Source organism: Chitiniphilus purpureus, from assembly GCF_025642115.1.
Taxonomy (GTDB): domain Bacteria; phylum Pseudomonadota; class Gammaproteobacteria; order Burkholderiales; family Chitinibacteraceae; genus Chitiniphilus; species Chitiniphilus purpureus.
In genome coordinates this window covers 1,548,311-1,571,015 of sequence record NZ_CP106753.1, presented here as the reverse complement: position 1 = coordinate 1,571,015, position 22,705 = coordinate 1,548,311, and the positions used below count along the sequence as shown (strand labels likewise).

The following is a 22,705-nucleotide window of genomic DNA, read 5'->3' as shown; positions in this document are numbered from 1 at the left end:
CGCAGTCGTTCGATTTGCATGCACCGCCACACTCATTATCCTGACAAAATCACAAGAAAAACGAAAGGAAATTGCGTTATCGTGGGTGCGTTTTCAACCACCACTAGGGAATCACATGAGATCTTTCATTCTTGCCGCCGCCACGGTCGCAGCGCTGGCCACCGGTAGCGCCCAGGCTGCGCTCTACCAGGAAAGCATCGCGGTCAACAGCCCCGGCGCCTGGAGCACCAATCTGCTCGGCGGGCTGCAGTTCACGCTCGATAACCCGGGCCAGTATGTATTCGGCTTCACCCTCACGCCCAATGCGGGCAGCAACGGCCTCCTGGCATCGCTGCATGCCACCCTGACCAAGCAGAACGCCCCGGGTGCCTTCATCCAGGAAATCGCCGCCAACAGCAACGTCGGCGACGACAGTTTCGCCGGCTCGCTCACCTTCGACCACCTGGGCGGCGCAGGCCAGTACAGCTTCATGCTCAACTTCACCAACTGGGCGCCGTGGAACGGCACGCTGACCTACACCGTCTCGCCGGTTCCGGAGCCCGCCACCATGGCGCTCGTCGGCCTTGGTGCTGCCGGCGTGGCGTGGCGTCGCCGCCGCCAGGCCCGCTGATCGACTGCACCTGGTATGCAAAACGGCCCCATTGGGGCCGTTTTTGTTTTTGCAGAATGGCGTGTCAGATCTGCCCGAGGAACCAGTTGACGATATAGAAGTGATCCTCGAACAGCTGCTCCTCCATCCGGTTGAATTCGAACAAGGGCACCCACTGCGCCCGGTCGCTGTCGTCCCCACCCCGGACCTTGGGCAGGCCCTCGCCGGTTGGTGCCAGTTCGATCAGGAAGGCATGGGTAATGGTCCGGCCGCGCAGCGAGCGCTGCGGATGATCGAATACCCGGCTGGCGCGGATCGAGCCGGCCAGCACCGGTGCCGGCACCTTGAGTCGTGCCTCTTCCTTCAACTCGCGGATCACGGCGTCGCGGATCGGCTCATCCTGGGCCACGAATCCTCCCGGCAATGCCCACAGCCCCCTGCCGGGCAGGCTGCGCCGCTTGACCAGCAGCACATGCCCTGAATGGATCACCACCGCGTCGACGGTGACGAAGGTGGGTGGGTGCGGTGTGTCCGCCCATGCCCGCCGGAACGACTGCAGGTAGTCATGCTCTGCCGCGATCTGGGCATAGACGGGCAGCTCCCGGAAACGGTGCAACCACTCGTAGACCGCCGTCGGCAGCTTGTCCCGGCATCCGGCGAAGTGGGCCCCCTGCTGCGCGAACAGGGCCTCACGCAGCGTAGCGGCGTCGACGCCCGGCCATTCGGCTGCCTGCTCGCGCTGCCATTGTGGAAAGAGTTCCAGATAGTGCACCTGCCGCGCCGGGCTGCCTCCCCCGGCGCCGACGATGCCCACGCGGAATTCGGCAGCCCGGTGCCCAAGGCTCGCGGTGTCCACCGCGATCACCTTGTCCACCAGATTCTGCACTTCGGTGATCCATTGCTGATCGTTGTACATCCGGTCCGAACAGCCGACCATGAACACCCTGCTCTGCCAGGCCGGCGGCAATGCGGCACGCAGCATGGCTTCACGCTCGGCCAGCGTGAACGGATTGCGCGGGCTGCGTGCCTGGCGGGCCGAGCCGCAGATCACGATCAGCTTGTGCGACAGCCCCAACGCCGCCTCGATCACCTGCAGGTGGCCCAGGTGAACCGGCTGGAAGCGTCCGATGAACACGAGATAGTCGTATTTCATATCAGGCCCGTGCAGCCCCCTGAAGGGGGCCGCCGATAGAATCGGCAACGGCAGCACGCGTTGCCGGCATGCGCCGCGTGGCAGGCATCATGGATCGGCCGGTGAGTGCCGCATGTTCGGCACGCGCGGCGCCCGGATCGTTTACGCCATCAACGGTAGTAGCGTTCCGAAAACGCCAGCATGCGCTCGATCGGCAGGCGTGCCGCATCCATCTGCGCCGGGCTCAGATAATCGATCACCTCGCCCTGCCCCTGCTGCGCCCGCTTGACCGCCTCGATGGTATTCATCTTCATATACGGGCACTGATTGCACTGACAACCGGCGTAGATCGGCGCCTGTTCGATGCGCAGATCGGGCCGCGCCAGACGCATGTTGTAGAGGATGCCGTCCTCGGTCGCGACGAAGATCACCGCGTCGGGTTCATACGCATAGTTCCTCACCCAATTGAGCATGCCCGAGGTGGAGCCGACGTAATCGGCCAGTTGCAGGACGGGCAGCGGGCTTTCCGGGTGGGCGATCAGATACCTCGCCCCCGGTACCGCTGCAAAGGCTTCGTCAAGCGCCTGCTGGTTGAACTTGTCATGCACCTCGCACACGGCGGACCACAACGGCATGTCGTAGCCATGCTGGAAATTGAGGTAGGCGCCCATATTGCGGTCAGGCGAAAAGATCACCTTTTTCCCTTCCGCATACAAATGGGCAATGATGTCGTCCACATTGCGGCTGGTCACGATCCAATCGGACAACGCCTTGTGCTCGGCCGAGCTGTTGATGTAGCTCACGTGCACATGGTCGGCGTGCTGCTCGCGCCAGCGCTGCAGCGCCGCCACATCGGTCTGGGTGACCAATGAACAGGTCGAACCGCGATCGGGCAGCACGACGGTGGCTTGTGGATTGAGGATCTTGGCCGTCTCGGCCATGAAGCGCACACCGGCGAAAACGATGATGTCCGCCTGCGCATCGCGCGCGAACAGCGACAGCTCCAGACTGTCGCCGACCTTGTCGGCCATCTGCTGGATTTCGGGTTGGGTGTAGTAATGGGCAAGCGTCACGACACGAGACATGGGAATTCCTCCATGCAGAGCCCGCGGGCTGACCGCGCGGTAGCGATATCAAAAAACCGACCTTGGGCCGGAATCGTCTTCTGATGGCCGCGCATCCCGCGGCCCGACCCCGGCAGCGCTTATCATACGCCGCCTGCCGGCGAATTTCCTTAACAGGTGTTGACAACCATCAGGCGGCTCACCATAATGCGCCTCTCTGTTGCAGTGCATGGCACGCGGGAATAGCTCAGTTGGTAGAGCGCAACCTTGCCAAGGTTGAGGTCGCGAGTTCGAGCCTCGTTTCCCGCTCCAAATCCGCCACCGCTGCATATGAATACGCGGGAATAGCTCAGTTGGTAGAGCGCAACCTTGCCAAGGTTGAGGTCGCGAGTTCGAGCCTCGTTTCCCGCTCCAGATTGCAAAAGGGAAAGTGCTGCACTTTCCCTTTTTTCCAGCTTCGGCGGGGTAGCAAAATGGTTATGCAGCGGATTGCAAATCCGTCTATGCCGGTTCGATTCCGACCCCCGCCTCCAGACAAAAAAGCCCGGTAACGCCGGGCTTTTTTGCAATGGCCGCAGGGAAACCAAGTGCCCTGCCCATCCGCCCCGATGGTGAAATTGGTAGACACAAGGGACTTAAAATCCCTCGGCCGAAAGGCTGTGCCGGTTCGACCCCGGCTCGGGGCACCATCTTCCGGTCCACCCATGCTGCCCTGGCTCTCTTTAGAGTGGCCGGCAAAATCCAACGCAGCGATTCCGGCAAGAAGCGCCAAACGCAGTCAGTACAAGGGTGCATACCGAGTAAGTGCGACGCAGCCAAAAACGTTTGTTAGCTGCTCTTCTTCGGTGTCCTGGCGCAGTATCGGCAATGTCAACGTGCAATACCGCGCAGCCATGCCGACTGCTGCGCCTCATTCCCTTTGCAAGGCACTGTCGGAACCGGCCCGTCGCCGACATTCTCCCGCTCAAGCCGCAGACAGCCGCAATCGATATGGGCACCGACTGATGGAACCGCAAGCTGACAGCCATCTCTGCGGCGATCCCTGATCAGGCCACTGGAAATGCGCATTCGCTGCACCTGCATGGCCCCTAAGGCAAAAGGAGCACCGCAGTGCTCCTTTTTATCCGGCCCACTGGTTCGGATCGGCCCGCTCAGACCCCGGCGCGCTTGTCGATCCGCTCCCACGAGGCACGCGCAGCGGCACGGGCATCATCCCATTCCAATGCCGAATCCCCGCGTCGGGCGTAGTAGTCGTCGCGCAGATCGCCCTCGGCCTCGTCGAAGGTGCGGTCGGTAAACCGTCCGCGGCCTTCGTAGCCGGTGCGATAGGCGGCGGAATAGCGCTCGAAGCCACTCCCCGGCGCCACATAGGGCTCGCGCGCGTAGTTGTTGCGCCAGAACTCTTCCTCTTCCGTCGGGTTCACCAGCTCGCCGGCAGCGGAACCCGCCAAGCCGCCAACCACTGCGCCAACGGCAGCCCCCACTGCGGTTCCTACCGGGCCCACGGCAGAGCCGGCGGCGGCGCCGGCTGCTGCAGCGGCACCGATACCTGCTGCCCCGCCCACTGCAGCACCCACGCCGGTGCTGACGGGATGAGCGCCAGGTTCGCCCGAAATGGGATCGCGGTTTGCATCCCGGTCATCGCGCTTGTCGTAATCGTCATGTGCCATCTGGAGCACTCCTTTCGCTGTACAGCGCGGCCCGTAGTGCCGACGCCTGGTTGAGATGAGCCCTGGCATTGCCGGGCTTGAACCTCAGCCTACGCGGCACAGCATCGGATGCCTGTAGGCGCGTACCGCAAAGCCGTGCAGGACAGGCGCAGCGCGCCGTGCCATCCAGTCGGGAAACCGATGATGCGCAATTTGCCGCCCTGGCCCCGTCACCGACGGCGGCCGGTACCGAGGTGCCCAGGGGCGGGCCTACGGTGTCGCCGATGGGCACGGCCTGCGCTTTCCCGGTGCGCTTCGCACCCAGGCCGATATCCAGCAAAGGTTGAAGTCCGCTGCAGCGCAGCGTCATCCGGTGCCAGCTGCCGCCGATGGCGTGGCTGACGCAGGCTGCGCGTAATGCTTCGGCCTGCGCAACAGTGCAACAGCTTGGGGGGCCGATCCTCGTCGCAGCCTAGGCCCCCAGCACCAGTGCCACCACCCTGCGCTCTTCGGCGGTCAGCACATTGAAGGTACGGCACAACGCGCCGGTGTCCATGGTGTCCAGCCCGACGTGGGCACTGGCGAGCGCACGGGACAGCCGGGGATGGGGAAAGCGGATCCGGTCACCGGTTCCCAGCAGCACCAGCTCCGGCCCGAATTCGAGCAGCATCGCGAAATCGGCCTCCTCCAGCGTGCTGAAGTCGGTGGGACGCCAGCTGTGCACTTCGGTGGGAGTCACGATCAGGCTGCCTTCGAAGCGCTCCTGGTTGACCATCACGTAGCCGTCGCCGTAGCCGGTGAATTGGTTGAGATGGGTGGTCGTGGTGTGGTGCAGCTTCATGAGCGGGCTCTTGGATGGGCTGGCGCGAGTTTACCCCAACTGTCTTGCCGCTCGTCCTTACATGCTGTATACGCCCGGCGCGTCCGGTTTGGATAGAATGTCAGGTTTCCTCCTGCGCTTTCGCCACGCCATGACCCAGATCCACAAATCCAACAAGCTCCTCAATGTCTGCTATGAGATCCGCGGGCCAGTGCCGGAGCGGGCGCGGCAGATGGAGGAAGAAGGCCATCGCATCATCAAGCTCAACATCGGCAACCTGGCGAACTTCGGTTTCGATGCTCCGGACGAGGTGGTGCAGGACGTGATCCGCAATCTGCCCAACGCGGCGGGCTACGTCGATTCCAAGGGGCTGTTCCCGGCACGCAAGGCGGTGATGCACTACACCCAGCAAAAGCAGATCGCCGATGTGACGGTGGATGACATCTACATCGGCAACGGCGCGTCGGAACTGATCGTGATGTCGATGCAGGGCCTGCTGAACAATGGCGACGAAGTGCTGGTGCCGGCTCCGGACTATCCGTTGTGGACCGCCGCGGTGAGCCTTGCCGGTGGCACGCCGCGCCACTACCTGTGTGATGAAGCCAATGGCTGGCTGCCGGCGCTGGACGACATGCGCGCCAAGATCACTCCGGCCACGCGCGCCATCGTCGTCATCAACCCGAACAACCCCACCGGTGCGTTGTATCCGGACGAAGTGCTCAGGGAGATCGTCGAGCTGGCCCGCCAGCACAATCTGATCATCTATGCCGACGAGATCTACGACAAGGTGTTGTACGACGGGACCACGCACACGTCGATCGCCTCACTGGCCGACGACGTGCTGTTCGTCACCTTCAATGGCCTGTCGAAGAACTATCGGGCCTGCGGCTACCGCGCCGGCTGGATGATCGTTTCGGGCAACAAGAAGATCGCACGCGATTACATTGACGGCCTCAACATCCTGTCGACAATGCGGCTTTGCGCCAACGTGCCGGCGCAGTATGCGATCCAGACCGCGCTTGGCGGTTATCAGAGCATCAACGATCTGGTGGCGCCCAACGGCCGCCTCACCCGCCAGCGCGATCTGGCGTGGGAGATGTTGACCGCCATTCCTGGGGTCAGCTGTGTCAAACCCAAGGCGGCGCTGTACATGTTCCCCCGGCTGGACCCGAAGTACTACCCGCTGGAGGACGATCAGCAACTGATGCTGGAGCTGCTGCAGGAGGAAAAGGTGCTGCTGGTCCAGGGGACCGGCTTCAACTGGATCGCACCCGATCATTTCCGCGTGGTGTTCCTGCCGCATGTGGACGATCTGACGGACGCGCTGGGGCGGCTGGAACGTTTTCTCGGCGGTTACCGAAAACGCCACGGTACCGCATAATACGCGTCGCCCGTTCCAGGTCGCGCGCCACGCGGACAGCAAGCGCCGGGCCCGGATACGGCGCGCCCGACCGACTCTCGGGCGCAGTGCTGTCGTCGCATGGCGTCGACCGGGCGGATCAACTTTGTATCGGCAGCAAGGCCCGCAGGGCGCTGCCTGGTTTTCGAAAGGACTAGCAATGAAACCGATTCACGTGGGCTTGTGCGGTGTCGGCACTGTCGGTGGCGGCACGGCGACCGTCTTGAAACGCAATTGCGAGGAAATCGCGCGTCGCGCCGGTCGGCCCATCGTGATCCGCGCCGCGGCCAACCGCGATCTGGAGCGCGCGCGCGCGCTGGTCGGCGCCGATGTCGAGCTGTACGACGATGCCTTGCAGATCGCCCGGCACCCGCAGATCGACATCGTGGTGGAATTGATCGGCGGCACCACCATCGCCAAGGAAGTGGTGCTGACCGCCATCGAGCAAGGCAAGCACGTCGTCACCGCCAACAAGAAACTGATCGCCGAGTACGGCAACGAGATCTTCGCCCGGGCCCAGGAAAAAGGCGTGATGGTGGCGTTCGAGGCCGCGGTGGCAGGCGGTGTCCCCATCATCAAGGCGCTGCGTGAAGGTCTGACCGCCAACAAGATCGAATGGGTGGCCGGCATCATCAACGGCACCAGCAACTTCATCCTGACCGAGATGCGCGACAAGGGCGCCGCCTTTGCCGACGTGCTGGCCGAAGCGCAGCGCCTGGGCTATGCCGAGGCCGACCCGACCTTCGACATCGAAGGCCACGACGCCGCACACAAGCTGACCATCATGAGTGCCATCGCCTTCGGCATCCCGGTGCAGTTCGACAAGGCCTACCTGGAAGGCATCAGCACACTGCAGGCCGCCGACATCAAGTACGCGCAGGAACTGGGTTACCGTATCAAGCTCTTGGGCGTCACCCGCCGCCGTGCCGAGGGCATCGAGCTGCGCGTCGCGCCGACGCTGATCCCGGCCAAGCGCCTGATCGCCAATGTCGATGGCGTGATGAACGCAGTGCTGGTCAAGGGCGATGCCGTCGGCGCGACCCTCTACTACGGTCCGGGCGCCGGCGCCGAGCCGACCGCCTCGTCGGTGATCGCCGATCTCGTCGACATCACCCGCCTCGCCACGGCCGATCCGGAACACCGCGTGCCGCACCTGGCATTCCAGCCTTCGGCCCTTGCCGATCTGCCCATCCTGCCGATCAGCGAAGTCGAGACCTGCTACTACCTGCGCCTGAACGTGCTGGACCAGACCGGCGTACTGGCCGACGTGACCCGCATCCTGGCCGACCAGGACATCTCGGTCGACGCGATGCTGCAGCGCCCGAGCGATGGCAGCGGCGACGACGGCCGCGACGACGTGGTCATCATTACTCATCTTGCCGTGGAAAAGCGCGTCGATGCCGCCCTTGCCCGGATCGAGGCCTTGCCCGCGATCAACGGCAAGGTGGTCAAGCTGCGGCTGGAACACCTGAACGGCTGAATCCCAGTATCACGTCCGGCAGGGCACCTCGCCCTGCCCCACACGAGCCAGAACATGCATTACATCTCCACCCGCGGCGGCATGGCCCCGCAGCGCTTCTCCGACATCCTGCTCGGCGGCCTTGCACCCGATGGCGGCCTTGCCATCGCCGAATCGTACCCCCGGCTCGACCTCGCCGAACTGCAGGCGTTGTCGCAACTGGACTACCGCGACCTGGCGTTCGCCATCATCGGCCGCTTCGTCGACGACATTCCCGCCGCCGACCTGAAGGCGCTGATCGACCGGACCTACACCGCCGACGTCTACCGCCACGGCCGTGACCCCGCCCGTGCCGACCAGATCACCCCGGTGGTGAAGCTGGAGGACGGCCTTTACATCGAGGAGCTGTCGAACGGCCCGACGCTGGCGTTCAAGGACATGGCAATGCAGCTCCTGGGCAACCTGTTCGAGTACGTGCTGGCGCAGCGTGGTGAGGCGATCAACATCGTCGGTGCCACCTCGGGCGACACCGGCTCCGCGGCCGAATACGCGATGCGCGGCAAGCACGGCGTGAATGTGTTCATGCTCTCGCCCCATGGCAAGATGAGCCCGTTCCAGCGCGCACAGATGTTCAGCCTGCAGGACGCCAATATCCACAATATCGCGGTCACCGGCTTCTTCGATGCCTGCCAGGACATGGTCAAGGCGGTGAACAACGATGCCGCGTTCAAGGCCCGGTACAAGGTCGGCGCTGTCAACTCGATCAACTGGGGCCGCGTCGTCGCGCAGGTGGTGTACTACTTCAAAGGCTATTTCGCCGTGGCGAAGACAGTCGGCGAGCCGGTCGACTTCTGCGTGCCGTCCGGCAACTTCGGCAACGTCTGCGCCGGCCACATTGCGCGTCAGATGGGCTTGCCGATCCGCCGGCTGATCGTGGCGACCAACGAGAATGACGTGCTCGACGAGTTCTTCAAGACCGGAGGCTATTTCCCACGTGGCCTGGAGCGCACCTACGAGACGTCCAGCCCGTCGATGGACATCACCAAGGCCTCCAACCTCGAGCGCTTCGTGTTCGACCTGATCGGTCGCGATGGTGCCAAGCTCGCCGCGCTGTGGCGCGAAGTCGACGCCGGCCGTGGCTTCAAGCTGTCGGACGCCGATTTCGCCCGCATGCATGATGAGTATGGCTTCCGCTCGGAAAAGAGCAGCCACGCCGATCGCATCGCCAGCATCCGCGAGGTGAAGGCCAGGTACGGCGTCGAGATCGACCCGCACACGGCCGACGGTTATCTCGCTGCCAAGGCACACCGCGAGTCCGGCGTCACCATGGTGATCCTGGAAACCGCCCTGCCGGCCAAGTTCGAGGCGACCATGCAGGAGGCACTGGGCAGCCCGCCCCAGCGCCCGCATGATCTGGCCGGTCTGGAAGACCTGCCGCAGCGCTTCGACGTGTTGGAGGCCGATGCCGAGGCGCTGAAACGCTACGTGGCCGGGTACCTCGACCGCTGAGATCGGCAACAGAAAACCGGCCGCCAGGGCCGGTTTTTTGTTGGGTGCCGCACCGCTATCACTTGCCCGGCACCGCCTCGGTAACGGTAGTCGCCCGAGCGGCCGGGACCACCTCGACCTTCGGCCCATCCAGCCTCGCCGGCACGCCGAGCAACTCGTCGACAGTGATGAACCGGTACCCCGCACGCTTGAGCAGCCCGAGCATGCGGTCGACCGCGGCCACCGTATGCTGGCGCGGGCCGCCGCCATCATGCATCAGTACAATGGCCTCTTCGTTGATGTAGTCCATCGCCATGCGCTCGATCATGCTGTCGCCGTTGAAGCTGCGGGCCGCCAACCAGTCACGGGTATCCACCGACCAGGAAATGACCTTCAAGCCCTTGCTCGTCAGCAGCTTGATCTGCTCATCGGTGATCTCGCCGTAGGGCGCGCGATACAGCGTGGGCTCCACGCCCAGCGTCTTCTTCATGATGGCCTGTGTCTTGGCCACCTGATCCTCCCACAGCGCGCTGGGCAGCAGCTTGCTGGAATACGGATGATCGTAGCTGTGATTGCCGATGACATGGCCGTCGGCCTGCACGGCGCGCGCCAGGTCCGGATACCGCTCGACCCACATCCCCAGCTGGAAGAACGTCGCGCGCACGCCGTGCTTTTTCAGCACCTTCAACAACGGCAACGTATTGCCCTCATTGGGGCCGTCGTCGAACGTCAGCGCCACCACCTTGCGCGCCGTGGGGCCGGCGATCCAGTAGACACCGGGGAAGGTTGCCGCCTGGCGCTCCATGGTCGCAAGCTCGACCTGCTGCCAGCCTTCCAGATACGGCGTACGGATACGCTGTTCCTGCGCCGATGCGCCCATCATCGATAGCGCAAGCAAGCCCGCGCCCAGCCATTGCCATCCTGCTGTCCGCCGCATCATGGTTCCACCTTTTACCTGGTTGGCATAAACCGATTGTATGCACCCGCCCACCCTCAAGATATGCCTGGATTGCGATAGCGCATGACGATGCAGCAAGCGCGCCATGCGCGCCGGGCATGAAAAAGCCCGCCTTCCGGCGGGCTTGGGCTGGAGCGGAACCGGTCAACGCACGCGCTTGAGTGCAAGTCCTTCGGCGTCGAACAGCAGGCAATCGGCCTCGGGGAACAACACCTTGATGGTATCGCCATACTTCAGATGCGTGGCGTTGCCCGGCAGTTTCATGCTGATGATTTCGTTGACGCCCGGAATCTCGATATAGGCCAGCACATGGTCACCCAGGTGCTCGATCAGATCGACGCGTGCCGCGATCCCGTTGGCATCGTTGTCCTGTGCCAGCAGGATGTGCTCGGGGCGGATGCCCAGCGTCACACGGTCGCTGGATTTGGCCCGGCTGCCGTCGGCATTGGCGCGCACCGTCACACCCTTGGGCAGGCGCACAGTGGTGCTGCGTGCATCGGCGGCCACGACCGAGGCCTCCAGCAGGTTCATCTTGGGGGAGCCGAGGAAGCCTGCCACGAACAGGTTGGACGGATTCTCGTACAGCTCAAGCGGGCTGCCGACCTGCTGGATGATCCCGGCATTGAATACCACAATACGGTCGGCCAGCGTCATCGCCTCGACCTGATCGTGGGTCACGTAGATCATCGTGGTCTTCAGCTCCTGGTGCAGCTTGGACAATTCGACGCGCATCTGCAGCCGCAGCGCCGCATCCAGGTTGGAGAGCGGCTCGTCGAACAGGAACACCTTGGGCTCGCGCACGATGGCACGGCCGATGGCCACGCGCTGGCGTTGCCCGCCCGACAGCGCCTTGGGCTTGCGTTCAAGCAGATGGGTGATCTGCAGGATGTCCGCAGCGTGCTTCACGCGCATGTCGATATCGGCCTTGGGCGTACCGGCAAGCTTGAGCGCAAAGCCCATGTTCTCGGCCACGGTCATATGCGGATAGAGCGCGTAGCTCTGGAACACCATCGCGATGCCACGCTTGGAGGCGTGGACATTGTTGGCCACCTTCTCACCGATCAGCAGTTCACCCTCGGTGATGTCTTCAAGGCCGGCGATCATGCGCAGCATGGTCGACTTGCCGCAGCCGGACGGACCGACGAACACCACGAACTCGCCATCCTGGATCTCCAGGCTGACCCCTTTGATCACCGCGATGTCCTTGGTGTAGTTCTTCTTGATGTTGTTGAGCTTAACCGAAGCCATTGTTCGAATTCCTTGATATTTGATTCTGTATCTGTCGCGGGCCGGCTTACTTCACGGCACCGTCGAGGCCGCTGATGAAGTAGCGCTGCGTAAAGGCGAAGAAGATCAATACGGGGACGATGCTGAGCACGATCCCGGCCATCACCATGCTGGTGGAAACGGCGAACGGGCCGGTCAGGTCATTGAACATGCCGACGGACAACGGCATCTTCAGCTTGTCCTGGATCACGATGCCGGTCCAGATGAACTCGTTCCAGGCATTGACGAGGGTGAAGATCGACAGGGCCGCGATGGAGGGCGCCGAGACCGGCACCATCACCCGCCACAGGATCTGCATCTCGGTCGCCCCGTCCACGCGCGCCGCGTCGATCAGATCCTGCGGAATCTGCTCGAACGCCTGCTTCATCAGGAAGATGCCGAAAGCGGTCGACACATAGGGCAGCACCGCTGCGGAATAGGTGTTAAGACCAGTGACCTTGAAGCCGAACACTGCTTCCGACAGATCGCCCAGGTGCTTGAAGGTGACGAAGTTCGGGATGATCGCCACTTCCTGCGGCAGCATCATGGTCGCGATGATGGCGATGAAGATCAGCCCGCGACCCGGAAAGCGCAGGCGCGCCAGCGGGTATCCCGCCAGGATCGAGACCACCACAGCCCCGACGATGGTCCAGAACGAGATGATCGCGGAGTTGCCCAGGTAGGTGAAGAACTTGATCTCACTGAACACCCGCTCGAACCATCCCACCCCCGGATCGGTCGGCAGGAACGAGCGCGGGAACAGCCAGATATTGGACGGATCCATCGACAGCGCGACCGACAGCGCCCACAGGAACGGGAAGCAGGTGAAGATCGCAAACGCCACTAGCCCGGCGTAATGGGCCAGCAGGGAAAAGACTTTCCTGAAGGCGAAAAGCGGTTTGTTGCTTGGGACGGAACCCACGATTTGACTATTTGCCATGATGACCGACGCCTTATTTCTTTTCGCCGAAGAAGCGGAATTGCACGATAGCCAGCAACACGCAGAAGAACGTGATCACGAGGCCGGCGGCAGACGCTCTTCCGAAGTTGAAGTTGGTGAACGCCTGGGCATACACGTAGTAGAGCGCGGTATAGGTATCCGCCTGACCACGGGTTAGCACCACCACTTCCTGGAAAGATTTAAGTGCAGCAATCGTCGAGAGCAGGGTACACAGCAGAATGGTCGGCTTGACCATCGGAACGGTGATCTTCCAGAAACGCTGCCAGGCGTTCGCGCCGTCGAGAATGGCGGCTTCCTCGACCTCAGCCGGAATGGCTTGCAAGCCGGCAAGGTACAGCACCATGTAATAGCCGATGCCCTTCCAGAAGGTGAACACCATCACCATGTAGATGGCGATCTCGGGCTCACCCAGCCAATTCACGTCGTTCTGGATGATACCGATGGTTTTCAGGAACCAGGACAACAGGCCGTCGTAGCGATACACGTTCAGCCAGGCAACGCCGGCAATCGGTACCGCGGTAATCACGGGAATATAATAAGCCGCGCGGAAAAAAGTCATGCCCGGCAACTTATTGTTGACGAGCTTGGCAACGAGCAGCGCAGCAACCTGGAGAACCGGCACCACCAACAGGAAGATGAGCGAATTCTTGAGCGCATCGTGGAACAGTTCTTCGTGGTACAGATATTTGAAATGCTCGAAGTTGTTCCAAGTCGCAGTAGCGTCAACGATGCTGTAGTCATTGAAGGCCAGATACGCGTTGTATCCGACCGGCCAGAAAGTGAACAAACCCATCAAAATTAAGGCTGGCGCCAGAAATAGATAGGCGATGGCGGTGTAACTGCTGGAGGTTTTCACGGCGCAACTCGACTGGATTTTTTTTTGCAGGAGAATGGGATGAGGCCGCCGTCGCTGACGGCCCCACCCATTTTTACTACATCGCTAAGCTTGTACGCCTAGGTTACTTCGCCAGCTTCTCGTTCCAAGCAGCAGCGGCCTCGTCCAGAGCGGCCTTGACCGGCTTGCGGCCTTCGATCGCATTCTGGATTTCGTCCTGCAGCTTCTTGTTCATCGAAGCAGCGTCCGGCAGCACGCCCGGCGGGATGGTCAGGGTACGGGCATTGTCCATCGACTTGGCAGCCACGGCACGAGCACGCTCAACCACGTCTGCACTCTTGGCGCCGGCTTGGAAGTACGGATCGAGGTTGGCCTTCTTCGAGGACGGGAAGGTGGTTTCGGTTGCCTTGGAGAACAGCACCTGCTGCTCGTCGCCGGTCAGGAACAGGCCCAGCTTGGCGGCTTCGGCCGGATTCTTGAAGCCCTTCGGCACCACGAAGTCCATCAGCCATGCGCCGAAGGCGCGTTGGCCGGCGTCAGTCGGGAACGCAGCCACTTCGGTCTTGTCGTAGACCGCCTTGGCATCGGTCTCGGTGCGCTTCAGCGCTTGCGGCGCAGTCGTCATCATCGCGATGCGACCCGAGTTGTACGCAGCGATTTCCTGCTCGAAGGCCATCTTGAAGACGTCCTTCGGGAACACGCCGGCCTTGTACAGGTCAGCGAACTTCTGCACGAAGGCAACGTGCTTGGGCGAGTTGAACACGGCCTTGCCGTTCTGCACCATCGGCAGGCCGGCGTAGTAGAACCAGCCTTCGAAGTTGTCGAGCTTGGGCGCGAACGCGGCGGTCTTGGTGCTCTTGGTGATCTTCTGAGCAGTGGAGACCAGCTCGTCGAAGTTCTTCGGAGCGGACTTCACGCCAGCCTTGTTAAACACGTCCTTGTTGTAGGCGATGATGGACACGGAGTTGTACCACGGGAACGCGTACATCTTGCCGTTGACGGTCACATCCTTGAGCGCGCCTGCGGAGTACGTGTTCTTGGCGGCACCCACGTATTCGTCCAGTGCAACGATGTTGCCTTGTGCGGCGAATTCGTGGACCCAGGGCACGTTGAAGTTGACCAGGGCGGGCGGGTTGCCGGCGGCAATCGAAGCCACCAGTTTCGGCTGGATCTGGTCCCAGTTCATGTCGACCCACTTGGCCTTCAGGCCGGGGTTGGCGGCATTGAACTTGGTGACGGCTTGCTCGAAATAGGCATTGAACTTCGGAGCGAGGTTCATGGTCCAGAATTCGAGTTCGGTATCCGCGTGAGCGTGAACAGCGGCGAAACCGAATACAGCCGCGCCAACGGCCAACATCTTCTTAAGCTTCATCTTGTCTTCCTCTTGGAGTTATCGACAAAAACGCTCGGAATCACTTCCTCGCGGGTACACCACATGTGACTCGGCTCGACTACCAAATCATGCGGATTTCTTATTATGCAGCGGGAGTCTACCAGAAACCCCCGCCACGAAGTTTGACTCTGCGCAGAGAGTCAATACGGTGTTTTACTTGCTCGAAAACTTGCCATTCCAGAACTTCACGGCTTCATCCAGAGCCTGCTTGACCGGCTTGCGGCCGGTGATTGCAGCTTCGAGTTCGTCGTTCAGCTTCTTGTTCATGGCCGCTTCGTCCGGCAGGCCGGAGACGGTCAACGTACGCGAAGTCTTGATCGCACCGGCAGCCACCGAGGTCGCCTGCTCGACGGGGTCCTTCGAATTCGCGCCAGCCTTGAAGTAGCTGTCTTCCAGCGCCTTGTTGGTTGACGGGAACGTGGCCGATGCCTTGGCAAAGACAAGCTGGTTGTCGTCGTTGGTCACGAACTGGCCGAGCTTGACTGCAGCATCGACGTTCTTATAGCCCTTCGGCACCGACCACAGGAACAGGAAACCACCGAACGGCGTCTTGCCATTGGATTCGGGGAACCCGGTCACGCCGGTCTGGGCATACACCTTCGGTGCATCGGTCTGGGTGCGCTTGAGGGCATGTGCGCCTTCACCGAACATCGCGACGCGCTGGCCGTTGTAGGCGGCGATCTGATCTTCGAACTGCATCTTGAAGGCATCCTTGGGGATTACGCCGTCAGCATAGGCCTTCTTGAATTCCTCGATCAGCTTCACGTGCGCCGGGCTGTTGAACACCGCCTTGCCGTTCTGCACCACCGGCAGGCCTTCATACAGGAACCAACCGGTGAAGCCATCCTGCAGCTTGGGCGCGAAGCCTGCCACCCCGGTCTTTTCCTTCACCTGGCGCGCAGTCTTGAGGAGCTCGGCAAACGACTTGGGCGGGTTCTTCACCCCGGCCTTGGCCAGCAGTTCCTTGTTGTAGAACAGCACAGCGGTCACCTGATACCACGGCAGGCCGTAGATCTCGCCATTGTAGGTCACGTCCTTGAGCGCGCCGCTGGTGTAGACGCTCTTGAAACCGGCAACCTGCTTGGTGATCGGCTGAACCATCTTCTGCTGGGCAAACTGGTCCATCCAGGGCTTGGGCAGGTTGACAAGACCCGGGGTCGAACCGCTCGCCACTGCTGCCACCACCCGCGCCTGGAACGCATCCCACGGCACGTCGACCCATACCGCCTCGATACCAGACTGGGACTTGTTGAATTTCTCGGTCATGTCCTTCATGACGCTGTCGAACTTCGGCGACAGGCTATTGGACCAGTACTCGACTTTCACCTTGTCAGCAGCCAGGGCATTGGCAGCAGAAGCGGCAAACACGGCCGCAGTCAGGGCGAGGATGGGCTTCAATCTCATATTCGACTCCGAGTTTTCGTTATTTGCGTATTTAGCGCCGGGCGTACTGCAGCAACCGACCGTGATTGGCTTCGAAAAGCGCGAACTAACCTTAATCACTCACTCCATACCAGTCAAACGAGCCGGGCGGTCCAAACCAGGACGACGCATCCTTCGTCGCGCGACCCGATTTGCACTCGGAAAACCTGGGCCCGAAGCCCCGTTTGCGGATTGCACGGCGACCAGGTCTGCCTCTGATCACCGAACAGCCGTCGCAGCCCCACACCCGCTGGTTCGGCCGGCTGTCCGGCCAAACCTGACGCTGACGCAGGTTACCTCAATTTGGCGGTGGGGGTGAATACCACTGACCGACTGTTCATCGCCTCGGCAGTCGATGAAAAACCCATGAAATCAGCCAAACGAAACAAGTGTTTGGGAGACAGGTTTCGTAACGACTTTCATACCACTTGGCCACTGCACTACAAAGCCACCCTGAGCTGATCGAAAAAATCACAAGCAGCAACAAATACTTACTTATGCAGCTCCACCACCAAATCGTAGTAATCGCTGCGAAACCATGAATGTGTGAGCTCGACGGCCACGCCGGTTTCAAGGAAGCCGACCCGGGTCAGATGAAGCAAGGCCTCGCCGGGGGCGATGCCGGTGAGCTCGGCAAGTTCAGGGGTGGCAGTCACCGCACCGATATTTTGTATCGCCCGTACAACAGTAAGCTTGGCATGGCGCAGTGCATCATAGAGCGAGTCACCGACCACATAGGGATCAGGCATCAGGTGATAAGGGAGCGTTGTTTCCTCGACCCCCATCACCGTATCGCTGGCCAGACGCACCCGCTGCAATCGGGTCACCCGGCTGTTGGGGGCAAGGTTGAGCTTGAGCAGCTCCTCCGCCCCCGCGATCTCGACCTCGCGTCGCAGCCACCGTGAGCCGGGCTTGAAGCCGCGTAGCCGCAGCATCTCCGAAAGGCTGGTCAGCCGCTGCAGCGGCTGCTCCAGTTTGGGCGTGATATAGGTACCCGACCCCTGCCGCCGCAGGATCATGCCCTGTTCGAACAGCAGATCGAGCGCCTTTCTGGCGGTGACGCGGGATACGCCCAGCAACTCGCAGAACGTGCGCTCGGACGGCAGCGGTTCATCGGCCTTCCAGAATCCCGCGTTGATCGCGGCGGCCAGCTTGTGTCCCAGCTGCAGATAGAGCGGGGTCGCGCTGTCCGGATCAGGCTTGAGGACGAGCAGTTTTTGCTGGGCCAGCATCGGCGCTTCCGATCCGTTCAAGCTGCGACGGCGCGATGGGCAAGGATCAGCGCACCGGCGCACGAATCCTTGCGTGGGGTGATGGTCGTTGCCAGGAAGTCCACCGGGATATATGGCCGCAATGCCTGTGACAGGCCACCGCCGCAGATGGCCAGCGGCAGCGCCGGCTCGTCACGGCGCAGTGCCTGACCGATCAGCTCGATCTCGCGGCCGGCGTCGAGCAGGAACTGGCGCGCACGGCCATCCTGCTCACCGAACTCGACCACGATAGGCGAAAGCGAGGCACACTCGCCCTGCTTCATGCCGGCCATCCACTCGAACACCGTTTCACGGCTGTTCCCGGTGACGTTCATCAGCTTGTCAGTAAAAGCGGTGCGCTCGGCACGACCATCGACCACACGCTGCACAAGGTTGATCGCCTTCAGGCCCAGGTAGGCGCCCGATCCTTCATCCGAAGTGGGAAACCCCCAACCGCCTACCTCCAGCCGCTGGCCGTCGGCCAGCCACGCTTCACCGATCGAGCCGGTCCCGATGGCAATGATGCCGCCATGACCGCCGTCATGCGCGCCCAGCAGTGTGGAAAAACCGTCGGTTTCGACCGCGATCCTGGCAAAGCCCGGGTTCTTGTTCTCGAACTCCTGCGCCCAGGCCTTCACGGTGACCCCCGAAAGGCCGAAACCCGCAACGCAGGTACTGAAATCCGGGTGATCGATGCCAAGCTTCTTGAAACCGGCGCGTATGGTCAGCGTGATGTTGGTCCACGCCTTGTCGATACCTTGCCCCAGTGCAGAGGCACCACCTTCGGCCCGCACCAATTCCTGACCATCGATACCGGCGATGCAGATTCGGGTGCCGGTTCCGCCGCCGTCCACGCCGATCAGATACTGGATGTTGCTCATGCCCGACCCCTTTCTTTTGCAAGGCGGTCTCTCGCACTACTTTGAGACCACTCAATTAGGATGTTCATACCACTTGCCGGACCACGAACCCTGCAATCGGCCAAAAAGCCCGGCTTCCCTCGGACCGAGGCGGGTCGACCCGCCAAGCCAGGATGCCAATCTAGTGAGCCCACCATACCTTGTCAATCTGGATCAGGCATAAAAAAGGCCCCGTTTGGAGCCACGGGGCCGAATCGAAAGGAGTGCAGCACACGCCACACACAAACATTATTAATTAATAATATTCTTTGATTCAAGTACCGCCTGGTAGGGAAAAACCAGAACATCGCGCGCGCCTGCCCGGGCGGGGGCGAGACCGGCCACCGTGCGACAGCCATGCGCCTTGGCGTGAAGTTTGGAAGACCGGGCATCATCAGCGTGACACGCACCGGATTGCAGTGGCGCACGTCCTTGCCGTGACGTACCAATCCGCTGCTTGCCGCATCCGGGCCTGCCGGCCAGGCAGACGGGGTTGTAGAGCGCGGATCATGCCGGGCCCGCCCCTGCCAGTGCCGCCCCGCCTGGCCTTGGATGCGGCACTGGCAGGCCAGCATGCGACAGTGGTGGCAATCGCGCAGCACATGGTCCTTGCGAAGCAATTAATCCACGCATGTGCCATGCATTGCTTCAGCCGGCGCACATCAGCCAGGGAAATGGCCGCTGCGCCGCGGGCGCACGCCTATCAGACCTTGGTCGCCAGATCCTTGGTGGTGAAGAACGCGTCCGAAAAGAACTCGTCCTCGGGCAGGTTTCGTGCCACAAAATGCTTGTATGCCGCCTCGACCATCACCGGCGCACCGCATGCGTAGATCTGGTAGCCGGCAAGGCTGCCGAAATCCTCCAGCACCACCTCGTGCACGAAGCCGGTACGGCCTTGCCACTGGTCCTGCGGCTTGGGCTCGGACAATACCGGGATGAAAGTGAAATTCGGGTGTTGCTGCTGCCACGCGCTTAGCAGCTCCAGCATATAGAGGTCCGCCAGCGAGCGAGCGCCCCAATACAGCACCATCTCGCGCTGGATGCCCTTCTGGAAGGCGTACTGCAGCATGCCCTTGATCGGCGCGAATCCGGTACCGGTGGCAATGAACAGGATGGGCTTGTCGCTGTCCTCGCGCAGAAAGAACGAGCCTAGCGGGCCGGTGAAGCGGAAGATCTCCTTCAGTTGCAGGCTGTTCCAGACATAGTCGGAAAATTCGCCGCCCGGCACATGCCGGATGTGCAGCTGGATGTGATCGTCCTCGAACGGGGCATTGGCGATCGAGAAGCTGCGCTTCTTGCCGTTCTTGGTATGGATGTCCACGTACTGCCCGGCCAGGAACTGCAGGCGCTCGGTGGTGGGCAGCTTCAGCCGGAGCACCGCCACATCGTGCGACACCTTGTCGATCGCCTCGACCCGGCAAGGCAACGTCTTGATCTGGATGTCCTTGGTCGCCGAGACTTCCCGGCACTCGATCGTCACATCACCGACCGGCTTGGCGCAGCAGAACAGTGCCATGCCACGCTCCATCTCGGTGTGCGACAGCGCCGACTCCGCGTGCGGGCCGTGTTCGACCTCACCGGCCAGGACATTGCCCTTGCATACGCCGCAGGCGCCGTTCTTGCAGCCGTAGGGCATGTTGAAGCCGTTGCGCAATGCAGCGGCGAGCAGGGTCTCGTCCTCCTCGACGGCGATTTGCTGGCCCGAAGGTTGGATGATAAGTTGCTTGGTCATTGGTAAGACAGGGCTCGATGTGACTATATCCGTGTTCAAAAACAGGCCACGGCTCCTGATCGTCGGGTGCGGCGACGTGCTGGCGCGCGCCGTACCCTGGCTTGCACGCCGTTTCCGGCTATATGGCACCGCGCGTACCGGGCAAGCGGCTGTACGGTTGCGCGCCCTGGGGGTGCGCCCGGTGGCAGCCGATCTTGACCGCCGGACCACCTTGCGGCGGCTTGGCGGCATCGCCGACTGGGTGGTACACAGCGCACCGCCTGCAGCGCAAGGCAGCTGCGACGGGCGCACCGGACGACTTCTCGCCGCTCTGGAGCGGCGCGCCAAGCCCGGAATTCTAGCACAGCGCCCCCGCCGGGCCGTCTACATCGGCACCAGCGGAATCTACGGCGACTGCCACGGCACCTGGGTCGGCGAATGCCAACGACCGCAGCCGGGCAACGAGCGGGCCCGGCGCCGCGCCCACGCCGAACAGGCACTGCGCGCCTGGGCACGGCGCCGCGCGGTCCGCCTCAGCCTGCTGCGCGCGCCGGGTATCTATGCCACGGATCGCCTGCCACTGGCGCGCGTTGCCCGCGGCGACGTGTGCGTGCTGCCCGAGGAGGACAGCTACAGCAACCATATCCACGCCGATGACCTGGCACGCACAGTGTGTCTTGCGCTGTTCCGCGGGCGGGCGCTGCGTGCGTACAACGTCAGCGACGATCTGCCGCTGCGCATGGGCGACTGGTTCGACCGGGTCGCCGACCAGGCGGGGCTGCCACGTCCACCCCGGGTCAGCCGGGCCATGGCCCAACAACACCTGTCGCCAGCCATGCTCTCCTACCTGAACGAATCCCGCCGGCTGGACAATGGCCGGCTTGGCCGTGAGCTGCGTGTACAGCTGCGCTACCCGACGGTCGATCACTTCCTGAAGCGCACCGACCCACAAGGCTGAACGTACCGGCCGCCCAGCGGCAGCACGATGCGCAAAGCCGCCCTTGCGGGCGGCTTTGCCGTTACCAGGAATGGCGCCAGATCAGCCGGTCAGCGCCTTGCGCTCACGTTCCAACTGCGCCATCAGCCGCTGCACCGTGGCCTCGCCGATACGGGTCAGGTTGATGAAGCAGCAGCCGATATGGAAGCGCTCCTCACCGCTGCGCGTGGTCATCACCCGATGCGAGCGTACTTCCAGGTCGACCTCGATGCTGCCGGTGCTCCCCAGTTCGATCACCGCTTCCTGCAGGTGCAGGCCGCGTGGCAGCAGCTGCGCCTCGGCCGCACTCGCCCACAACCCGATCCCACCCAACGACAGATCGTGCAGCTGCAGCTGCAGACGCTGCCCGCCGGCCAGCATCAGGCGACCAAGGAACGGGGAGGCCATCGGGGTCTCGATCCGGAAGAATTCACGGCGCTGCAGCTTGACGAGATCCTGCGGAAAACCGCTGATAAAGGCCGGCTTGCCGTCCACCCGCGCCTCGCGCGGCCGGCCGATGACGAACTGCACCTTCACGCCGTCAGGTGCGGCGACGCAGACATTGCGATCAGAGCCGAGCAAAGCGCGGTTGAGCCCCTCCTGACCCGCCCAGTCAAAGCAGAAGGTGCGCGAAGGCACATCCACCTGCAGCAGACGCGTGAGCAGCAATTGCTGGCCGCGGGCAAAGTGCACGGTCAGGAAATCCCCGCGCGACTGCAACTGCCGCAGCACCGCACCGATCTCCAGCGGGTTGGAAAGCTGGAAGCGGCCGATGTCCTCGGCTTCGGAAATCTGGTGCAGCGGGGAAAATTCAGGTTCGCTCATGGGGCGCCGGCCGCATCATTCATCGATCAGCAGCGCCAGATCATGCGCGAATGCATCCGGGCCGGCGCCGTAGTTTTCCAGCACCCGCAACCGCCCCTTGCGATCGAGCAGATAGGTGCCGGCAGTGTGGTCCACTGTGTACGTGTCAGCCTGCGGCTGACGCTGATACACCACTTTATATTGAGCGGCAACCTTGCTGACTTGCTGCGGCGTCCCGGTCAGGCCGACGAAGCGTTTGTCGAAGGCCGGTACGTATTGCGCCAGCAGCGGCTGCGTATCACGCTCCGGGTCGACCGTGACAAACACCACCTGCACCTGGTCGGCCTTGGGGCCGAGCTTCTTCATCGCGGCCGACAACTCGGCCATGGTCGTGGGGCAGACATCAGGACAGTGGGTATAGCCGAAGAAGAGCGCCACCACCTTGCCCCGATAGTCGGAGAGCAACCGTGCCTTGCCGGTGTGGTCCAGCAGCTGGAAGTCACCGCCGAACTTGGCGCCGGTCAGGTCGCTGCCCTGGAAGGCCGGACGCGAACAGCCGGCCAGCAGCAACAGCAAAGAGAGTACGAACAGGGGAATTGAGCGACGAATCATGGTCCGCATCATAGATGA

20 protein-coding genes and 4 tRNA genes are annotated in these 22,705 nt (G+C 62.4%); 9 read left to right on the top strand and 15 right to left on the bottom strand.

Features of this window, described 5'->3' with window-relative positions; genetic code table 11:
* The first annotated feature begins 115 nt into the window (after positions 1–115).
* Positions 116–610: a PEP-CTERM sorting domain-containing protein gene (locus N8I74_RS07235; RefSeq protein WP_263126206.1), complete on the top strand. Its 495-nt coding sequence runs from the start codon at positions 116–118 to the stop codon at positions 608–610.
* Positions 611–674: 64 nt separating this feature from the next.
* Here the strand turns inward: N8I74_RS07235 and N8I74_RS07230 are convergent, their stop codons facing one another.
* Together N8I74_RS07230 and nadA are read right to left on the bottom strand one after the other, a co-directional pair.
* Entirely contained in the window at positions 675–1,742 is a 1,068-nt protein-coding gene (locus N8I74_RS07230; protein WP_263126205.1) for a bifunctional nicotinamide-nucleotide adenylyltransferase/Nudix hydroxylase, read from the bottom strand.
* Between the two features lie 149 nt (positions 1,743–1,891).
* Positions 1,892–2,806 (bottom strand): quinolinate synthase NadA, encoded by a 915-nt coding sequence (nadA, locus tag N8I74_RS07225; protein WP_263126204.1) that lies wholly within the window; start codon positions 2,804–2,806, stop codon positions 1,892–1,894.
* Between the two features lie 215 nt (positions 2,807–3,021).
* Between nadA and N8I74_RS07220 the strand changes: the two genes are divergently transcribed.
* From N8I74_RS07220 to N8I74_RS07205, 4 genes are all read left to right on the top strand, one after another.
* Positions 3,022–3,097 (top strand) — tRNA-Gly (locus N8I74_RS07220).
* 26 nt (positions 3,098–3,123) lie between these two features.
* Positions 3,124–3,199 (top strand) — tRNA-Gly (locus N8I74_RS07215).
* A gap of 45 nt (positions 3,200–3,244) precedes the next feature.
* A tRNA-Cys gene (locus N8I74_RS07210) sits at positions 3,245–3,318 on the top strand.
* 69 nt (positions 3,319–3,387) lie between these two features.
* Positions 3,388–3,474, top strand: a tRNA-Leu gene (locus N8I74_RS07205).
* Positions 3,475–3,936: 462 nt separating this feature from the next.
* Here the strand turns inward: N8I74_RS07205 and N8I74_RS07200 are convergent.
* Positions 3,937–4,455, bottom strand: a complete 519-nt coding sequence (locus N8I74_RS07200) for a hypothetical protein (RefSeq protein WP_263126203.1) — start codon at positions 4,453–4,455, stop codon at positions 3,937–3,939.
* A gap of 451 nt (positions 4,456–4,906) precedes the next feature.
* Complete coding sequence (locus tag N8I74_RS07195; protein WP_263126202.1) at positions 4,907–5,275, bottom strand: Mth938-like domain-containing protein; 369 nt, start codon at positions 5,273–5,275, stop codon at positions 4,907–4,909.
* A 130-nt stretch (positions 5,276–5,405) separates the two neighbouring features.
* Here N8I74_RS07195 and N8I74_RS07190 point away from each other — a divergent pair, with 130 nt between their 5' ends.
* The 3 genes from N8I74_RS07190 (at position 5,406) to thrC (ending at position 9,621) form a co-directional block, all read left to right on the top strand.
* Entirely contained in the window at positions 5,406–6,635 is a 1,230-nt protein-coding gene (locus tag N8I74_RS07190) for a pyridoxal phosphate-dependent aminotransferase (protein WP_263126727.1), read from the top strand.
* A 178-nt stretch (positions 6,636–6,813) separates the two neighbouring features.
* Complete coding sequence (locus N8I74_RS07185) at positions 6,814–8,133, top strand: homoserine dehydrogenase (RefSeq protein ID WP_263126201.1); 1,320 nt, start codon at positions 6,814–6,816, stop codon at positions 8,131–8,133.
* Positions 8,134–8,187: 54 nt separating this feature from the next.
* A complete protein-coding gene (thrC, locus tag N8I74_RS07180) occupies positions 8,188–9,621 on the top strand; it encodes a threonine synthase (protein WP_263126199.1) in 1,434 nt (477 codons plus the stop codon).
* Positions 9,622–9,679: 58 nt separating this feature from the next.
* Here thrC and N8I74_RS07175 read toward each other — a convergent pair whose 3' ends face one another.
* The 9 genes from N8I74_RS07175 to N8I74_RS07135 form a co-directional block, all read right to left on the bottom strand.
* Positions 9,680–10,540: a polysaccharide deacetylase family protein gene (locus N8I74_RS07175; RefSeq protein WP_263126198.1), complete on the bottom strand. Its 861-nt coding sequence runs from the start codon at positions 10,538–10,540 to the stop codon at positions 9,680–9,682.
* 162 nt (positions 10,541–10,702) lie between these two features.
* Positions 10,703–11,806 (bottom strand): ABC transporter ATP-binding protein, encoded by a 1,104-nt coding sequence (locus N8I74_RS07170; RefSeq protein WP_263126197.1) that lies wholly within the window; start codon positions 11,804–11,806, stop codon positions 10,703–10,705.
* Between the two features lie 46 nt (positions 11,807–11,852).
* Entirely contained in the window at positions 11,853–12,764 is a 912-nt protein-coding gene (locus N8I74_RS07165) for a carbohydrate ABC transporter permease (protein ID WP_263126196.1), read from the bottom strand.
* Positions 12,765–12,777: 13 nt separating this feature from the next.
* A complete protein-coding gene (locus tag N8I74_RS07160; RefSeq protein WP_263126195.1) occupies positions 12,778–13,641 on the bottom strand; it encodes a carbohydrate ABC transporter permease in 864 nt (287 codons plus the stop codon).
* 103 nt (positions 13,642–13,744) lie between these two features.
* The gene (locus N8I74_RS07155) at positions 13,745–14,992 is read right to left on the bottom strand and encodes an ABC transporter substrate-binding protein (RefSeq protein ID WP_263126194.1); all 1,248 of its coding nucleotides are present in this window, start codon (positions 14,990–14,992) and stop codon (positions 13,745–13,747) included.
* Positions 14,993–15,166: 174 nt separating this feature from the next.
* Entirely contained in the window at positions 15,167–16,417 is a 1,251-nt protein-coding gene (locus N8I74_RS07150) for an ABC transporter substrate-binding protein (RefSeq protein ID WP_263126193.1), read from the bottom strand.
* 509 nt (positions 16,418–16,926) lie between these two features.
* Positions 16,927–17,667 carry a GntR family transcriptional regulator gene (locus N8I74_RS07145; RefSeq protein WP_263126192.1) on the bottom strand — a complete coding sequence of 247 codons (741 nt, stop codon included), beginning with the start codon at positions 17,665–17,667 and terminating at the stop codon, positions 16,927–16,929.
* Positions 17,668–17,684: 17 nt separating this feature from the next.
* Complete coding sequence (locus N8I74_RS07140; protein WP_263126191.1) at positions 17,685–18,566, bottom strand: BadF/BadG/BcrA/BcrD ATPase family protein; 882 nt, start codon at positions 18,564–18,566, stop codon at positions 17,685–17,687.
* A 721-nt stretch (positions 18,567–19,287) separates the two neighbouring features.
* Complete coding sequence (locus tag N8I74_RS07135; protein WP_263126189.1) at positions 19,288–20,316, bottom strand: CDP-6-deoxy-delta-3,4-glucoseen reductase; 1,029 nt, start codon at positions 20,314–20,316, stop codon at positions 19,288–19,290.
* 31 nt (positions 20,317–20,347) lie between these two features.
* Here N8I74_RS07135 and N8I74_RS07130 point away from each other — a divergent pair, with 31 nt between their 5' ends.
* Positions 20,348–21,253, top strand: coding sequence for an NAD-dependent epimerase/dehydratase family protein (locus N8I74_RS07130; RefSeq protein WP_263126188.1), 906 nt, complete (start codon positions 20,348–20,350; stop codon positions 21,251–21,253).
* A gap of 81 nt (positions 21,254–21,334) precedes the next feature.
* Here the strand turns inward: N8I74_RS07130 and N8I74_RS07125 are convergent, their stop codons facing one another.
* Together N8I74_RS07125 and N8I74_RS07120 are read right to left on the bottom strand one after the other, a co-directional pair.
* Complete coding sequence (locus N8I74_RS07125; RefSeq protein ID WP_263126187.1) at positions 21,335–22,096, bottom strand: flagellar brake protein; 762 nt, start codon at positions 22,094–22,096, stop codon at positions 21,335–21,337.
* Positions 22,097–22,111: 15 nt separating this feature from the next.
* Positions 22,112–22,687: an SCO family protein gene (locus N8I74_RS07120; protein ID WP_263126186.1), complete on the bottom strand. Its 576-nt coding sequence runs from the start codon at positions 22,685–22,687 to the stop codon at positions 22,112–22,114.
* Positions 22,688–22,705: the final 18 nt, after the last annotated feature.

Bases quoted from the DNA above. Each gene is read 5' to 3' on its own strand.
- N8I74_RS07235 (WP_263126206.1), top strand. From the start codon at position 116: ATGAGATCTTTCATTCTTGCCGCCGCCACGGTCGCAGCGCTGGCCACC.
- N8I74_RS07230 (WP_263126205.1), bottom strand. From the start codon at position 1,742: ATGAAATACGACTATCTCGTGTTCATCGGACGCTTCCAGCCGGTTCAC.
- nadA (WP_263126204.1), bottom strand. From the start codon at position 2,806: ATGTCTCGTGTCGTGACGCTTGCCCATTACTACACCCAACCCGAAATC.
- N8I74_RS07200 (WP_263126203.1), bottom strand. From the start codon at position 4,455: ATGGCACATGACGATTACGACAAGCGCGATGACCGGGATGCAAACCGC.
- N8I74_RS07195 (WP_263126202.1), bottom strand. From the start codon at position 5,275: ATGAAGCTGCACCACACCACGACCACCCATCTCAACCAATTCACCGGC.
- N8I74_RS07190 (WP_263126727.1), top strand. From the start codon at position 5,406: ATGACCCAGATCCACAAATCCAACAAGCTCCTCAATGTCTGCTATGAG.
- N8I74_RS07185 (WP_263126201.1), top strand. From the start codon at position 6,814: ATGAAACCGATTCACGTGGGCTTGTGCGGTGTCGGCACTGTCGGTGGC.
- thrC (WP_263126199.1), top strand. From the start codon at position 8,188: ATGCATTACATCTCCACCCGCGGCGGCATGGCCCCGCAGCGCTTCTCC.
- N8I74_RS07175 (WP_263126198.1), bottom strand. From the start codon at position 10,540: ATGATGCGGCGGACAGCAGGATGGCAATGGCTGGGCGCGGGCTTGCTT.
- N8I74_RS07170 (WP_263126197.1), bottom strand. From the start codon at position 11,806: ATGGCTTCGGTTAAGCTCAACAACATCAAGAAGAACTACACCAAGGAC.
- N8I74_RS07165 (WP_263126196.1), bottom strand. From the start codon at position 12,764: ATGGCAAATAGTCAAATCGTGGGTTCCGTCCCAAGCAACAAACCGCTT.
- N8I74_RS07155 (WP_263126194.1), bottom strand. From the start codon at position 14,992: ATGAAGCTTAAGAAGATGTTGGCCGTTGGCGCGGCTGTATTCGGTTTC.
- N8I74_RS07150 (WP_263126193.1), bottom strand. From the start codon at position 16,417: ATGAGATTGAAGCCCATCCTCGCCCTGACTGCGGCCGTGTTTGCCGCT.
- N8I74_RS07145 (WP_263126192.1), bottom strand. From the start codon at position 17,667: ATGCTGGCCCAGCAAAAACTGCTCGTCCTCAAGCCTGATCCGGACAGC.
- N8I74_RS07140 (WP_263126191.1), bottom strand. From the start codon at position 18,566: ATGAGCAACATCCAGTATCTGATCGGCGTGGACGGCGGCGGAACCGGC.
- N8I74_RS07135 (WP_263126189.1), bottom strand. From the start codon at position 20,316: ATGACCAAGCAACTTATCATCCAACCTTCGGGCCAGCAAATCGCCGTC.
- N8I74_RS07125 (WP_263126187.1), bottom strand. From the start codon at position 22,096: ATGAGCGAACCTGAATTTTCCCCGCTGCACCAGATTTCCGAAGCCGAG.
- N8I74_RS07120 (WP_263126186.1), bottom strand. From the start codon at position 22,687: ATGATTCGTCGCTCAATTCCCCTGTTCGTACTCTCTTTGCTGTTGCTG.